The organism is Streptomyces sp. 1222.5, from assembly GCF_900105245.1.
Classification (GTDB): Bacteria; Actinomycetota; Actinomycetes; order Streptomycetales; family Streptomycetaceae; genus Streptomyces; species Streptomyces albidocamelliae.
Genome location: NZ_FNSZ01000001.1, coordinates 471,161 through 486,076 on the forward strand (window position 1 = coordinate 471,161; position 14,916 = coordinate 486,076).

The following is a 14,916-nucleotide window of genomic DNA, read 5'->3' on the forward strand; positions in this document are numbered from 1 at the left end:
GCAGGTATTGACGTGTGCACGCTTAGTGGCTTCCATGGGCGCAGTTCGGCTCCGACGAGCCGGGCCGGCCCGGGGCGGGACACCCCGGACGGCCCGCGGGAGCCGTCGGCCGGACGCCCCCCAGCACCCGAACCCGGTAGGCAGTACCCCACGTCTGGCCATGGGAGCGCTCCCACACCACCAACGCCCCGCCGAGAGGACCCCCACGATGCGTCATCCTCCCGCTCACCGCCTCGGCCGCACCCTCGCCGCCCTTCTCTGCGCGACCGCCGCCGCGCTGGTACCCCTGCTGTCCCTACCGGCCACGGCGCAGGCCGCGGCGCCCTCCGAGCCGCATCGACCAGCGGCGGCCACCGCTCCGGGTGCCGGCTACTGGCACACCAGCGGGCGCCGGATCCTCGATGCGCAGAACGAGCCGGTGCGTATCGCCGGGGTCAACTGGTTCGGCTTCGAGACCGCCAACTACGCGCCGCACGGACTCTGGTCGCGTGACTACAGGTCGATGACGGACCAGATGAAGTCGCTGGGCTACAACACGATCCGGCTGCCCTACAGCGACGACATCTTCAAGAACACCACCCCCAACGGCATTTCGTACGCGGGCGGCATCAACGCCGATCTGGAAGGGCTGACGTCGCTCCAGGTCATGGACAAGATCGTCGGCTACGCGGGCTCGGTCGGCATGAAGGTGATCCTCGACCGCCATCGGCCCGACTCCTCGGGGCAGTCGGCGCTCTGGTACACCTCGGCCGTACCCGAGACCACCTGGATCGGCGACCTCAAGGCGCTGGCCGCACGCTACCTGGGCGACACCGCCGTCATCGGCATCGACCTGCACAACGAACCGCACGATCCGGCGTGTTGGGGATGCGGTGACGCGGCCACCGACTGGCGGCTCGCCGCTGAACGCGCCGGCAACGCGGTACTGTCCGTCAACCCGGACCTGCTGGTCTTCGTGGAGGGCGTGCAGACGGTCGGCGGCCAGAGTTACTGGTGGGGCGGCAATCTCGCCGGCGCCGGTTCGGCCCCGGTGCGCCTGAACGTGCAGGGCCGCCTGGTGTACTCGGCGCACGACTACGCCACCAGCGTGGCTCAGCAGCCCTGGTTCGGCGACGCGTCGTTCCCGGCGAACATGCCCGGGATCTGGGACAGGTACTGGGGCTACCTCTTCAAGCAGAACACCGCCCCGGTGCTCCTCGGCGAGTTCGGCACCACCCTCCGGTCCACTGTCGACCAGAAGTGGCTGGCCGCGCTGGTGGACTACCTACGGCCCACCGGTACGTACGGCGCGGACAGCTTCAACTGGACGTTCTGGTCGTGGAATCCGAACTCCGGTGACACCGGCGGCGTCCTCAAGGACGACTGGCAGACGGTGGACACGGCGAAGGACGGCTACCTCGCGTCCGTCAAGGCACCCGGGTTCGGCGGAGGCGGCTCCGGCGGCGACACCACGGCACCCTCGGTTCCGACGGGGCTCAAGGTGACCGGCACCACGGCGTCCTCGCTCTCGCTCACGTGGTCGGCGTCCTCCGACGACACCGGCGTGGCGGGGTACGACGTCTACCGGGGCACGGGCAAGGTCGGTTCGGTCACCGGTACCTCGTTCACCGACAGCGGGCTGACGGCGGGCACCACGTACGACTACACGGTCCGGGCGCGGGACTCGGCAGGCAACACCTCGGCGGCCTCCGCCACGCTCTCCGCGACCACGGCCGGCACCGGCGGGGGCGGGGACGCTGGGTGCTCGGCCGCCTACAAGGTGAGCAGCGACTGGGGCAGCGGCTTCAACGCCGACGTCACGGTCACGAACACCGGCCGCGCTACGACGAAGTCATGGCAGGTCACCTGGAGTTGGCCGGGCGGCCAGACCGTCACCGGGATGTGGAACGCCTCCTACACCCAGAGCGGCCGGACGGTGACGGTCACCGATGCCGGTCACAACGGCGCCGTCGCGCCTGGCGCGTCCACCTCGTTCGGCCTCGGAGCGGCCCCGGGCGGTGCGGGTACACCGGTCCTGGCCTGTCACGCGGGCTGACGCCCGACGCCCCGTGCGGGGAGAGCCGGCCGGCCCCGGGGCCGGCCGGTGGGACGTGGCAAGGGGCGACGGAGTGGCCTGTCGCAGCCGTACGCGATGGCCGGCCACGGCGCTCCCCCGTCCCCGCGGACCTCGGAGGGCCAGGCGAGGGCGTCGCGGAGGTAGCCGGGCAGCATCTGACAGACCGCGGGGTTCACCGTCGAGCCGTGCGTGCGGAGGTCGTCCGGCGAGATGGTCAGGCTGCCGCCCGCACCGGTGCGGACGACGGCCCGGAACGTTTCCCCACCGCGGGCCGGAACCCTGGCGAGGTGGCCGGCCAGGGCGGCACGGCCCAGCTCGCCCGGGTCGACATCGGTGGTCGTACGGCCGTAGCCCTTGCAGATCCACACACGGCTGAACGGCTCATACCGCTGGACCTCCCATACCACCAGGCCGTCGGCGTCACTCTCAGGGGCCATGACTGCGATCATGCCCCGAACCACCGACCGCACCGCCCCTACCAGCGAGTACTGGCCGAAAACAGTGATGGTGCCGGCGCGCGGGCGAACGGCCGTACGGTCGGAGGTCCTGCATCGACGGTCGGAGAAGGCGTCAGGCGAGGCGGCGGGAGAAGAACCGCACGGTGCTGTCCAGTTCGTGCGCCGGGACGTCTCCGTGCCTGCCCGGGTGGGCGTGCAGCGTCTTGTCCACCTTGGCGAGCGCGTCGAACAGGGCCAGGCCCTGCTCCCGCGGCACGCGTTCGTCGTCCCACTGCACAAGGAACTCGACGGGCACGGTGATCCGGACGGCGTCCTCGCCCTTCGCCAGCACTCCGCCGGGACCCAGCACGGCAGCGCGGACGCGGGGTTCGGCGGGCTTGAACGGCACGCCGAGGTCGCATCCCGACGAGATTCCCCAGTAGCCCACCGGGCCGGCACCGACATGATCGAGTCGCTGGGCCGCGTCCATCACCGCTCGCCATTCCGGAACGGTCCGGCGGGCCACCACCGCCTGGAACGCCGCGATCAACGCCGCGAGGTCCTCACCGGCTGCACGAAAACGTGGTTCCCGTACGGCGAGCGACAGTCAAGGCATCTGATACAGGTTGACGTCCGGTAACGATCTCCCGATGTCGGCCACACCAGTGCATGGAACATACATACGATCCCCTGCATGAACAGAGCTGTGAAGATCGGCCTCGCCGGTACGTGCACCGCCCTGCTCGTCCTCGGGGGAATCGGTACGTACAACATCGTGCACAGCCTGAGCTCCCCGGGCGACGGCACACCGGCTGCCGGGGGCACCTTCGACGCGGCGGCGCTGTCGAGCACGCCACCGTCCGACGCCGAAGCGGTCGAGCTGACCCGCGCGTTCCTGGACAGCTGGTCGCATCAGCACCTCGACGGCGCGGCGAGCGACACCGACGTGCCGAACACCGCCGGACAGGCCCTGCGGGACTACGCGGACGGCCTGCGGCTGAAGAAGCTGTCCTTCGCTCGCGTGCACGCCGCCGGGCCTTCTGCGGTCACCCAGGGCGCCACCAAGGTCGACTTCGAGGTCACCGCACGCGTCGCGGGTGGCACGTGGACGTACCCGAGTGCGGTGGCCGTACTGAAGAGCGCGGAGGGCGTGCTCGCCGTCCACTGGAACAACTCGGTGCTGTACCCGGGCCTGGCGGAGGACCAGTCGTTGACCGCGGGTGAGCTCCCCGCCGACGCGAGCGCGGTGAAGGTGGTGGCACGCGACGGGAAGACGAACCTGTCCGCATTCCCCTCCCTGCGGGAGATCACCACGACGATCCGCCAGAACGCCCGGGCCACCGGAGGCAGCACCGGGACCGGCGTCGCCGTGGTCGACGGCGGCGGCGCACTCGTGGAGCGAGTGAAGGTCTTCTCCAAGGGACGGCCGCCCGTCATCAAGACGACCATCGACGCCCGACTCCAAGCGGCCGCCGAGAAGGCGGTGAAGGACTCCCACTTGCAGGACAAGCCCGCCGGGACGGTGGCGCTCGACTGGAACAACGGCCACATCCTGGCGATCGCGCACACCGGTGCGGACGGGAACATCGCCATCAACGGCATCAAGTCACCGGGCTCCACGATGAAGATCATCACCACGGCGGCGTTGTTCGACCAGGCCGGCCTGACGGCGAACAGCCCGGCGCCGTGCACCGATTCGCTGATGGCCAACAGCCAGGTGTTCCACAACGATCCAGGTGTGAAGGCCAACCCGTCCTCTTCCCTCGCCCAGGCGTTCACGGTGTCGTGCAACACCTCCTTCATCAAGGACGGCTTCCACCATCTGGTGCACGGCGGGGACGCCTCCGCCCTGCACGACGAGGCCGTGAACGTCTTCGGCATGGGCAGCTGGTCGATCGGCGGCGGAGTGGCCACCACCGACCCGAGCATCCCGCCGGACGTACAGGGCAGTGACCAGGCCGCGCAGTTCATCGGCCAGGGCAAGGTCACGGCCACTCCTCTGTTCATGGCGTCCGTGGCGGCGACCGTGCGCAACGTCGGCTTCGAACAGCCGGTCATCCTTCCGGGGCAGCACCAGGACACCGCGCCGCAGCCCATCTCCGCGCGAACGGCCGGGGCTCTGCAGTCGATGATGCGCGGCGTCGCCGCCTCCGGTACGGCGGCTCCGCGGCTGGGCGGCCTGGCGGGCGTCGGAGCCAAGACGGGCACCGCCGAGGAGGGCGACCACACCAACGGCTGGCTGACCGCCTACAACTCCCGCATCTCGGTGGCAGCCCTCGTCGAAGGCGGCAGGTCCGGCGTGGACTCCGCCGGCTATGTCGTACGGCAACTGCTCACCGCCGGCTGACGCCCGTCCCACCCGAACCGGCGGGCGCCGGGCGTCGTGACTGCGCCCGTCCTCCACGCGCCCTTCTCCCGGCGTGATCGCCGCAGGGTCCCGGCACGCGAGGTGCAGGGACCCTGCGGAAGGACGGGCTGCCGGTCAGGACGAAGGCACGGTGTCCTCGAACGTGGTGCCGGCCGAGCGGTAGGCGGCCACCTTCGCCGCCACCGCCGCCGGGGTGAGCACCTGGTCCTTGACGTGCAGGACGTAGTCGACCTGCTCGTCGTACTTCCGCGGGCTGGTGCTGCTCTGGCCCGTCAGGTCGATGAGCCACTGGTTGAAGTTGATCGACATGGGCCGCTCCGGCAGGTAGGCGGCGTCGTGCGTGCCGAAGAGCCGGCCGTCGATGTAGTAGCGGATCGTGCTGTTGTCGATGGTGAGGACGACGTCGTGCCAGCCGTCGTAGCTCTGCCGGCCCTCGGTGTGCTGGTTCACGGCCTGCCACGGGTCGGGGTTGTAGGTCTCCCAGGACGTCGTGTACAGGATGTTCGACGGCTCGCCCCAGCCGCCGTTGGGCAGGTACTCGAAGTCGTACTCCGCGTAGTCGTCCGCCATCGGTGCCTTGAGGTCGTTGATGGTGAAGAACGTCTGCACCAGGTGGTCGCCGTCCGGGCCGCTCCTGGGCGCGTCGCCGAACTTGATCCGTGCCGCGTACGTGCCGTTCTTGAACTTCGTGGCCTTGGTGAGGACTTCCGTCTGCCGGGTGCTCTCGCCGGTGCCGGAGGTCGAGGTCTCCAGGTTCATCACCGAGTTGCCGCCGGAGGAGGAGAACGTCACGTTCTCGGGCGCCCAGGTGGCGCCCGGCACGCCGGGGCCGCCGGAGTTGGAGCGCACGTTCCAGCCGTGGGCCGAGATCTTCGGGTCGTTGTACGCGGTGTAGTCGAAGTCGTCGAAGAGGGCGGCCCCTCCGGCAGGTGGATCGGTCGGATCGGTGGGATCTGTCGGGTCGTTCCCCTCGGGAGCACTCCCCCAGACCACGGCCCCGTCGACCTGGGCGGTGACCTTGCTCCAGTTCCCGTACGCGGTCTGCGCCGGACCGAAGGAGTAGTCGTCGGCCTGGTTCAGCGGTTGCCAGTCCGAGCGGTAGAAGCGCAGTTGCAGGTCGCCGGTGTCGGTGCCGGGGGCGAGTGAACCGGCGCCGGCGGTGAACCCGATCTCCAGATAGCGGTCGGCGTTCGCCGTGGGACGGGCCAGGGTGCCGAACGTGCCGGTCACGTTGGCGCAGCCCTTGACGGCCCACGAGCAGGCGAAGCGGTAAGTGGTGCTCGGTGCGTCGGACTTGAAGTAGTAGCGCACCTTGAGGCCGCTGAGCGCGACACCGGCGGCGCCGCCGTTCTTCACCTTCAGCCAGGGTTCGGCCTGGTCGCTGCCGGTGGACCCGGTGTGGTACTGGACGGTCAGCTCGCCCTGGGCCGCGTTCGCGGTCGCCGGCTGCGCGGCGAGGCCGGCGCAGCCGAGCACGGCGGCTGTGGCGAAGGTCAGCGCGTTCTTCCTGGTTCTGCCGAGGCTGGGCCGGGGCATGTGCGTCCTCCTCATGGCTGTTCACTTCCGAAACGGTGGGGGCGTCGGGATGTGCGAGTCGGGGACGTACGGGTGTAGCGGCCGTGCCGGGCGCGATCGGCGGGTGCACGGACGGGGAGTTCGTACGGCCTACGTGTCCGGCCGTCGGAACCTGACCAGTCGAACTGGTCAGGTGACCTCTCGTAGAGGAGAAAGTGGCATAGACCAAACGCGCCGTCAACTCCCAGGCGGCACACTTTAGTTGTGGATCAGCGTCGGTGCGTGGTCAACTGGACAGGTAACTGGTCAGCCGGCGTTGAGGGGGCGGAAGGTGGACGCCGACGAGAAGAGGGGCGCGCCGGGGGCGGTGCTGAAACGTGAACGCGTGCGCGAGCACATCCTCGAACTCATCGAGGCGCGGCGCCCCGGCGATCCCATCCCCTCCGAGCGCACGCTCTGCGCGCACCTCGGCGTCTCCCGGCCCACGTTGCGCACGGCGGTCGACGAACTCGTCACCGCGGGCCTTCTCGTCCGCGAACACGGGCGCGGCATGTTCGTCGCGCCGGAGAAGATCACCCAGGAACTCGTCTCCCCGGGACACGCGTTGGCCGTGACCCAGGCCGCGGGCGCCTGGTCCAGCCGGCTGCTCGAATTCACCACCATGGCGGCCGGGGCTCGCGTCGGCCGCAAGCTGCGTCTTTCACCGGCCGCCGACATCGTCTACGTTGCCCGGCTGCGCCTCGTCGACGGCGCACCCATGGCCATCGAGCACCTGCACATCCGGGCCGACCTCGTCCCGGGCCTCAGCTCCCAGGAGTTGGAGAGTGGGGATCTCTACGAGCATCTGCGTGAACACCACGCCGTGCACGTCCGCGAAGCCGTCCAGGCGATCGAACCGACCGTCGTCACGCGCGCAGAGGCAGAACTCCTCGGCGTGCCGGAGCTGTCGCCCGCCCTGTTGTTCGAACGGCTCACCTCGGACGCGGACGGACGGCCCGTCGAGTACGTCCATTCGCTCTACCGGGGTGACCGCTACCGCATCGTCTCCCGGCTCACCCTGGGCCCGGCCGCGAACCCTCCCGACCCGCTGCCGGGGCATCATCCGGGCATCCCGCCGGGGGACTTCGCCCACCGCGACCCGGTCGTCTCCTCCACCCGGGGCGACGTGCAGGCGTAGCAGTTCCACGTACCCGTTCGACTGATCAAAGGTGAGGGGCATTCGGGGAGACCAAGCGCCGGCTCCTGACCCGTCTCACGGCGGCCGGTACGGCACCCTGCGACGGGTCTCCAGGCCGCGTGGGAGCCGACGTCGGGCGTGGACCTACTGAGTACGAGAACTCATGTGCGCCGGGACGGCGGCTGGCAGGCTCACCTGCATGACAAGCGGCAGAGGGGCGTTGACGGCCCTGCATCTCTTCCTGGTCTGGGCGACGACGGCGGCCGCGATGCCGGCGCTCGGCTACGCGTTGGTGGTGGCGGGCTGGGGCGGTGGCGCCGGGGCAGCGGTGCCCGTCCTCGTGCTGGGTGTGCCGATCACGGTGGTCCTCCTGGCCATGGCGGGCCTACCGGCGAGGACCGTGGTCCCCTTGTGCGGCTCGGCAGGCCGACGGGTCGGGTGGGCGGTGGCGGTCTTCGCCCTCGGCACGCCGGGTGTCCTGGCCGGGCTGGCCGCCTACAGCGGGGACGTCGACCTGGGGAGCGCCGGCACACGGATCGCGTTGACGGGGGTGCCGTACGCCGTCGCCGCGGCGTTCTTCGTGCCGAACCCGTGGGTCCGGCTGGGAGCGGTGGCCGCGCTGGCGGCCGGCCTGGTCTACGGGGGCTTCGTCGGCCCGGCGCAGGCGCGGCAGCGCCATCACACGGCGGAGATCGCCCGCTACCGGGAGCATCGTGGACTGCTGTACCTGGGCGCGGCGCCGCCCGGCATGCGGGTGTCCCGAGCCGTGGTCGGGCCCGCCTCCTTCATCGTGGACTACCGCCCTGTGCGGGAGGGATACGAGTCGGGGTACGTGGGCCTGGTGGTGCGCTCACCGCTCACGCGGGCACCCCGATGCCCGGAGCCCGCCGACAAGGGCACGACCTGCACGGTGAACGCGCACGGTGTGATGCGCGTGATCCGCCGTCTCCCCGGCGGCGCCCTCGCCGTCACCCTCATTCGCCGCCACCACGACGCGGAGGTCGAGGTCAGCAGCCAGTCCCTCGACGAACCCGGCCTGCGCCGCCTGCTGCACACGTTGCACCCGCTGTCGGACGCGGAGCTGGAATCGCTGATGCGGGAGAAGGTGATCAGCCAGGGCTACTGAGCCGGGCCGCCTCGGGCCGAGTACCCACCGGCGCCGGCAGCGGTCGGCGTCGCGCAGGACGACCCTGTGCGTGTTGGATGGGCACAGACGGTGTGCGTCCACGCTGAGGAGGAGATGGTGCTCGGAAGAAGCACTCGGCTGTTCGCGGGCGCCCTGACCGCGGTCTGCATGGTGCTCATCGGCTCCAGCGCGCCGAACAGCGCCCTCCTCGCCAGGCCACTGCCGATCGACGCCGCCAAGGCCGTCGTACCGAATCGCGTCATGACGTGGTACATCTGCAATCCCTGCAATCGGAGCGGGTACAACCTCGGCCGGGCAGCGGAGATCGCCACGTACGCGCCCCAGGTCATCGGCCTGCAGGAAGCGTGCGTGCGTGACGTCGAGGAGATCCGGAAGCTTCTGAAGAACCTGTACGGGTTGGACTACCAAGTCGAGTACGGGACCGTGCTGCGGAACTGGAACCGCTGCGGGGGTCTGCCGTGGCGACCGGGAGCCTACGGCCAGGCCATCCTCTCGGCGGCACCCATGACCGCGCGCGTCAGCGTCGAATATCCCGACGGCGGATCCGAGGACCGTGGGTACATGGCGGTCACCGCCCTCGTGGACGGCCGGCCCGTCCGCGTCTTCAACACCCACCTCGCCCAACGACGTCAGGAGGCGGTCCGGGCGGACCAGGTGGACGTGCTCGCCCCACAAGTCGCCCGGTACGACCGCGTGATCGTGCTCGGCGACTTCAACTCCGTGCCGTCCGCCGCCGAACTCCGGCGGATGTGGGCGCTGGCCTCGGATGCGGATCCCCATTGCCGGCCCTCGCCCGCCGACGCCTGTGAGACGACCACCGACTGGCACAGCAAGTTCGACTACGTGTTCCTGCGCGGCATCGCCCCACTCGCGCACGGTGTGCACCCGAGCCCGTACTCGGACCACCACCTCTTCCGCACCGACCTGGGGCCGGCCTGAGGCGTGTACCGCCGGATCAACCGCTGTCCGCCGGGCGGAAAAAGCAAAGGCAAGGAGAGACCTCTCCTTGCCGTACTCAAGTTATAGCGCGTCGGGGGGCTTGCGGCAAGACCCGGGTCACGGCGCAGAATCGTCGGCCGATGCCACAACCTGCAGAAAAGGGAGCGCAGTGATCGAGCGGTACGTGTTGGATCTTCAAGAGGCCGACGAGAATCAGGTCCCGCTCGTGGGTGGCAAGGGCGCGCACCTGGGCGGGCTGACGCGGATCGAGGGGATCCGCGTACCGGACGGCTTCTGCGTGACGACGGACGCCTTCCGGCGGATGATGGCGGAGGCTCCGTCGATCGATGATCAGCTCGCTCGGCTGTCGCGCTCGAACCCGGACGACCGGGAGACGATCCGCACACTCAGTGCGGAGATTCGCCGGACCGTCGAGGGGATCGCCGTCCCGGACGATCTCGCGACGGCGGTCACCCGCGCGCTCGCCCGGCTCGGTGCGGAGACCGCCTGTGCCGTCCGGTCCAGCGCGACGGCGGAGGACCTGCCGACGGCCTCCTTCGCCGGCCAGCAGGACACGTACCTGAACGTGGTGGGGCCGACGGCGATCCTCCGGCACATCAGCCGGTGCTGGGCCTCGCTGTTCACCGAGCGGGCCGTGACCTACCGTCAACGCAACGGCATCGACCACCGTACGGTCCAGATGGCCGTGGTCGTCCAGCGGATGGTCTTCCCGCACGCGGCAGGCATCCTGTTCACCGCCGACCCCGTCACGGGGAACCGGACGGTCGCCACCGTGGACGCCGGCTTCGGCCTCGGCGAGGCCCTGGTCTCCGGCCTGGTGAACCCGGACGTCTTCACGGTGCGGCACGGCGAAGTCGTCGCCAGGACGATCGCCGTCAAACAGCGTGCCGTGCACGCCCTGCCGGCCGGCGGAACGCGGGAGGTGGCGGTCGACCCGCCGCGGCAGGAGCAGCCGGTGCTGACGGATGCGCAGGTCGTGCGGCTCGTGGGGCTCGGGCGGCGGATCGAAGCGCATTTCGGCCGCCCGCAGGACATCGAATGGTGCCTGGCCGACGACGGCTTCCAGATCGTGCAGAGCCGGCCGATCACCACGCTGTTCCCCGTTCCCGACATCGGCGACCAGGAGAACCACGTCTACGTCTCCGTCGGCCACCAGCAGATGATGACCGACGCCATGAAGCCTCTCGGGCTCTCCATGTGGCAGCTGACGGCCATGGTGCCGATGCACGAGGCCGGCGGGCGGCTGTTCGTGGACGTCACCCGGCGCCTGGCCTCCCCCGCGAGCCGCGCCGGCCTCCTGGACGTCATGGGCAGGGGCGATCCGCTGGTCAGGGACGCACTCGAGACCGTCCTCGATCGCGCCGATTTCGTCCCGTCGCTCCCGGACGCGAGCCCCGGCGGGCCGCCTGCGGGCGGCGGGTCCGCCCCGATCGCGACCGATCCGGCCGTCGTCACCGAGCTGATCGAGCGCAGCGAGGCGTCCCTCGCTGCCCTGGAACGCGACATCCGGACGAAGACCGGACCGGCACTGTTCGACTTCCTGCTGGAGGCCTTCGAGGAGCACAAGCGAGTCCTCGGTGATCCGCTGAGCATCCAGGCGATCATGGCGGGCATGGAGGCCACCTGGTGGCTCAACGACCGGCTGCGAGAGTGGCTGGGCGAGAAGAACGCGGCCGACACGCTCACGCTGTCCGCCCCCGACAACGTCACCTCGGAGATGGGCCTGGCGCTGCTCGACGTGGCGGACGTGATCCGTCCGCACCCCGAGGTGGTGGAGTTCCTCCAGGGCGTCGAGGACGAGGGGTTCCTGGACGAGCTGGCGAAGCTCGCGGGCGGGACCGAAGCACGTGACGCCATCGAGGCCTACCTCGACCGGTACGGCATGCGCTGCGTCGGCGAGATCGACATCACGAGGCCGCGCTGGCGCGAGCGGCCCGGCACGCTCGTGCCCGTGATCCTGGACAACGTCAGGAACTTCGAACCCGGTGCGGCCGAGCGGCGCTTCGAGCTCGGGCGCCGGAAGGCACGGCAGAAGGAACAGGACGTGCTGGCACGCCTGCGGACCCTGCCGGACGGGGACCGGAAGGCCGACGAGACCAAGCGGATGATCGACCGGGTCCGCACCTTCATCGGGTACCGGGAGTACCCGAAGTACGGCATCGTCAGCCGCTACCTCGTCTACAAGCAGGCCCTGCTGGCGGAGGCCGAACGCCTCGTACGGGCCGGTGTGATCCCCGAGCGGGAGGACGTTTTCCACCTCACGTTCCAGGAGTTCCACGACGCCGTGCGCTCGAACCGGGTGGACCTGCGGCTGATCCAGCGGCGCAAGGACGCGTTCCGGTCGTACCAGGCGCTCACACCGCCCCGGGTGCTCACCTCGGACGGCGAGGCCGTCACCGGGGCGTACCGGCGCGACGACGTGCCGGCCGGCGCCCTGATCGGGCTCCCCGTCTCCGCAGGGACAGTCGAGGGAAGGGCCCGCGTCGTCCTCGACATGGCGGACGCCGATCTCGAAGCGGGCGACATCCTGGTCACGGCCTTCACGGACCCCAGTTGGTCCCCGCTGTTCGTCGGCATCGCGGGCCTGGTGACGGAGGTGGGCGGTCTGATGACCCATGGCGCGGTGATCGCCCGGGAGTACGGCTTGCCGGCCATCGTGGGGGTGGAGCAGGCCACCCGGCTGATCCGGGACGGGCAGCGGATCCGCGTGCACGGCACCGACGGGTACGTGGAGATCCTCTCGTGACCGACCCAGATTCGTGAGGCCCCCCTCGCCGGCCCCTCGGTGGCCGAGGGGCCGGCGAGGCGTGGACCGGCGTCACTTCAGGGCGGGAGGTGCCGCTTCCCTGCCGGTGCCCCAGGAGGAGGGCGTCGAGCCGACCTGGAAGGACAGTTCGCGCAGCCGGCGGAGGTTCTCGGTGGTCAGGTACGTCTTGCCGTAGGCGGTGCCGTCCGTCCGCGCGGACTGGATGTAGCGCTGGGTGTCCGAGGTGCCCGGCGCGCGCACGGTCAGCCGGCCCTGCGGGTAGTAGCGGCGGTCGAGCGTGATCTCGACGCGTTCGAAGACGGGCGTGGACAGGCCCCAGGTGTCGGTGCCGGGCTGCACCGGGAAGAGGCCGATGGACGAGAGGACGTTCCAGGCCGACATGGTGCCCAGGTCGTCGTTACCGGTCATACCGGTCGGCGCGTCCGTGAACAGGGTCAGTGCCGCGTGGACCACGTCGGTCGTCTTCCAGGGCTGCCCGGTCGAGAGGTAGGTGTAGGGAGCGATCAGGTCCGGTTCGTTCTGCGGGTTGTACTTGTCCGCGTTGTAGTAGTCGTACGGCCCGTTGACCCACACCTCGCGGGCGGTCTTCGCGGGGTCGGCGACCAGCTCGTCGTAGGCGAAGAAGGAGTCGAGCCGCTGGTTGGCGGCGTCCTTGCCGCCGATCAGGTCGATCATGCCGGGCAGATCCTGGGGCACCAGCCACTGGTACTGCCACGACGTCCCCTCGTGGAAACCCTCGCTGCGGGCCGGGTCCGCCGGTCCGGTGAAGGCGCCCGAGGCGTCGCGCGCGCGGAAGAACCCGGTCGACCGGTCGTAGATCTTCCGGTAGTTGCGTGCCCGCTCGGTGTACCGCTGTGCGTCCGCGCGGTGTCCCAGGTCCTTGGCCATCTGCCCGAGCATGGCGTCGGACAGGGCGTACTCCAGGGTGGCCGAGGCGCCGTGGTCGTAGTCGGAGTCGCCGGGCTTGGCGTGCGGCCGGCCCTTGATGTAGGGAGCGAAGCCGTCGGCGATGTACTCCTTGTTGGCCTCACGGCCGACGGGAGCGGAGTCGGCGGGCGGGACGCCGTCGGCGTTCCGCTTCAGCGCCCGGTAGGCGTCCTCCTCGTGCCCTTTCAGCAGCCCCTGCTGGTAGGCGTTGGTGAGGAAGGGGGTGACGGGGTCACCGGTCATGATGTTGGTCTCGACCGTGCCGTACCCCCACTTGGGCAGCCAGCCGCTGTCCTTGTCGATACGGATCACGGACAGCGCCATGTCACGTGCTTCACGAGGCGCCAACAGGGACAGCAGCTGGGTCTGGGTCCGGTAGGTGTCCCACAGCGACCAGTTCTGGTAGTAGGTGAAGTCCTCCGCGCGGTGCACCTTCTGGTCCCAGCCGGTGTAGCGGCCGTCGGCATCGCTGCCGATGTTCGGTGCGAGGAACGAGCGGTACAGCGAGGAGTAGAACGTCCGCCGCAGGGTCGTGCTGCCGCCCTGGGCTCGTACGTCGTCGAGCCGGTCCTCCCAGGCGTCCACCGCGGCCCGGTGGGCCTTGTCGAAGGAACGGCCGCCCTCGGCACGGAGGTTGAGATCCGCCCCTCGCGCGTCGACGTACGACAGCGCGGTGGTCGCCTCGACGGTACGGTCCTCGGAGGTGTCGAAGCGTACGAAGGCGCCGTTGCGTTCACCGTCCGCCTGTGACTTCTTCGAGCCGTCGGTGACGTCGGCGCCCTTCCAGGTTCCGGACGCGGTGAACGGCCGGTCGAACCGCGTGATCGTGTAGACCGTGTACGGCTTGGTGTCCTGGCAGAAGCCGCTGCCCGTGACGGCCGTCCGCACGGTCCGGTTGTCGAGGATCTCCACCTCGGTGTGGAGCGTCTTGTGCAGCGACTGGCCGGCGTTGATGAGCACGTTGGCCTTGTCGGTGGCCGGGAACGTGTAGCGCTGCACGGCCGTGCGCTTGGTCGCGGTCAGCTCTGCCCTGACACCGCTGTCGAGGCCGACGCCGTAGTAGCCGGGCGAGGCCGTCTCGTCGTCGTGGCTGAATCCCGCGGCGTAGGTGGCGTCGTCCGTGCTGGTGATGTCGCCCGTCGTGGGCAGCACCGGGAGGTCGCCGCCCAGCCCGCAGCCGACCCCGGACAGGTGGACCATGGAGAAGCCGCGTATGTGGTCCTGTGAATAGTCGTAGCCGGTGTTGTGCCCGGTGTCGGGGGAGAACTGGACCATGCCGAACGGTACGGCCGCGCCGGGATAGGTGTTTCCCTCGTTCTCCGTGCCGATGAAGGGGTTGACCAGATCGGTCAGCCGGTCCGCGCCGCGCGTCCCGTCGACCGCGGCGTGCGCTGCCGGTGTGACGAGTCCGGTGCCCGGCACTCCGGTGCACAGTCCCGCGCCCAGTAGAGCGGCGACCGCCAACGCGCTCAGGGAGCGCGGCCGGTGACAGCTGATGCGTTGTTTCATCATGCGCCTTTCGACAACGTTGTCAGGGCCGCGGGTCATTCTTCGTGAGCGGT

The 14,916-nt window shown here is 70.0% G+C and carries 9 protein-coding genes and 1 pseudogene; 6 read left to right on the plus strand and 4 right to left on the minus strand.

Translation table 11 applies throughout. The features are described from left to right. Window positions 1-208: 208 nt before the first annotated feature. Window positions 209-2,035: a cellulase family glycosylhydrolase gene (locus BLW57_RS02320; RefSeq protein ID WP_093471759.1), complete on the plus strand. Its 1,827-nt coding sequence runs from the start codon at window positions 209-211 to the stop codon at window positions 2,033-2,035. Here BLW57_RS02320 and BLW57_RS02325 read toward each other — a convergent pair. Together BLW57_RS02325 and BLW57_RS02330 are read right to left on the minus strand one after the other, a co-directional pair. Next, window positions 2,023-2,493: a hypothetical protein gene (locus BLW57_RS02325; protein ID WP_176985419.1), complete on the minus strand. Its 471-nt coding sequence runs from the start codon at window positions 2,491-2,493 to the stop codon at window positions 2,023-2,025. The genes BLW57_RS02320 and BLW57_RS02325 overlap by 13 nt on opposite strands. Window positions 2,494-2,626: 133 nt before the next feature. Then, window positions 2,627-3,067: pseudogene (locus BLW57_RS02330) on the minus strand (alpha/beta hydrolase); the annotation flags it as partial. Window positions 3,068-3,187: 120 nt separating this feature from the next. On the opposite strand from BLW57_RS02330, the gene BLW57_RS02335 reads away from it, so the two are divergent. Further along, window positions 3,188-4,840: a penicillin-binding transpeptidase domain-containing protein gene (locus BLW57_RS02335; RefSeq protein WP_093471761.1), complete on the plus strand. Its 1,653-nt coding sequence runs from the start codon at window positions 3,188-3,190 to the stop codon at window positions 4,838-4,840. 135 nt (window positions 4,841-4,975) lie between these two features. Here the strand turns inward: BLW57_RS02335 and BLW57_RS02340 are convergent, their stop codons facing one another. Further along, entirely contained in the window at window positions 4,976-6,397 is a 1,422-nt protein-coding gene (locus tag BLW57_RS02340; protein ID WP_093471762.1) for a cellulose binding domain-containing protein, read from the minus strand. A gap of 310 nt (window positions 6,398-6,707) precedes the next feature. Between BLW57_RS02340 and BLW57_RS02345 the strand changes: the two genes are divergently transcribed. From BLW57_RS02345 to rph, 4 genes are all read left to right on the plus strand, one after another. After that, the gene (locus BLW57_RS02345) at window positions 6,708-7,553 is read left to right on the plus strand and encodes a GntR family transcriptional regulator (RefSeq protein WP_093471764.1); all 846 of its coding nucleotides are present in this window, start codon (window positions 6,708-6,710) and stop codon (window positions 7,551-7,553) included. Between the two features lie 199 nt (window positions 7,554-7,752). Then, window positions 7,753-8,679 carry a hypothetical protein gene (locus tag BLW57_RS02350; protein WP_093471765.1) on the plus strand — a complete coding sequence of 309 codons (927 nt, stop codon included), beginning with the start codon at window positions 7,753-7,755 and terminating at the stop codon, window positions 8,677-8,679. 114 nt (window positions 8,680-8,793) lie between these two features. Beyond that, complete coding sequence (locus BLW57_RS02355) at window positions 8,794-9,639, plus strand: endonuclease/exonuclease/phosphatase family protein (protein WP_093471767.1); 846 nt, start codon at window positions 8,794-8,796, stop codon at window positions 9,637-9,639. A 169-nt stretch (window positions 9,640-9,808) separates the two neighbouring features. Continuing rightward, a complete protein-coding gene (rph, locus tag BLW57_RS02360; protein WP_093471768.1) occupies window positions 9,809-12,406 on the plus strand; it encodes a rifamycin-inactivating phosphotransferase in 2,598 nt (865 codons plus the stop codon). A 72-nt stretch (window positions 12,407-12,478) separates the two neighbouring features. On the opposite strand, the gene BLW57_RS02365 is transcribed toward rph, so the two are convergent. Further along, complete coding sequence (locus tag BLW57_RS02365) at window positions 12,479-14,866, minus strand: GH92 family glycosyl hydrolase (protein WP_371127767.1); 2,388 nt, start codon at window positions 14,864-14,866, stop codon at window positions 12,479-12,481. Between the last annotated feature and the right edge of the window lie 50 nt (window positions 14,867-14,916).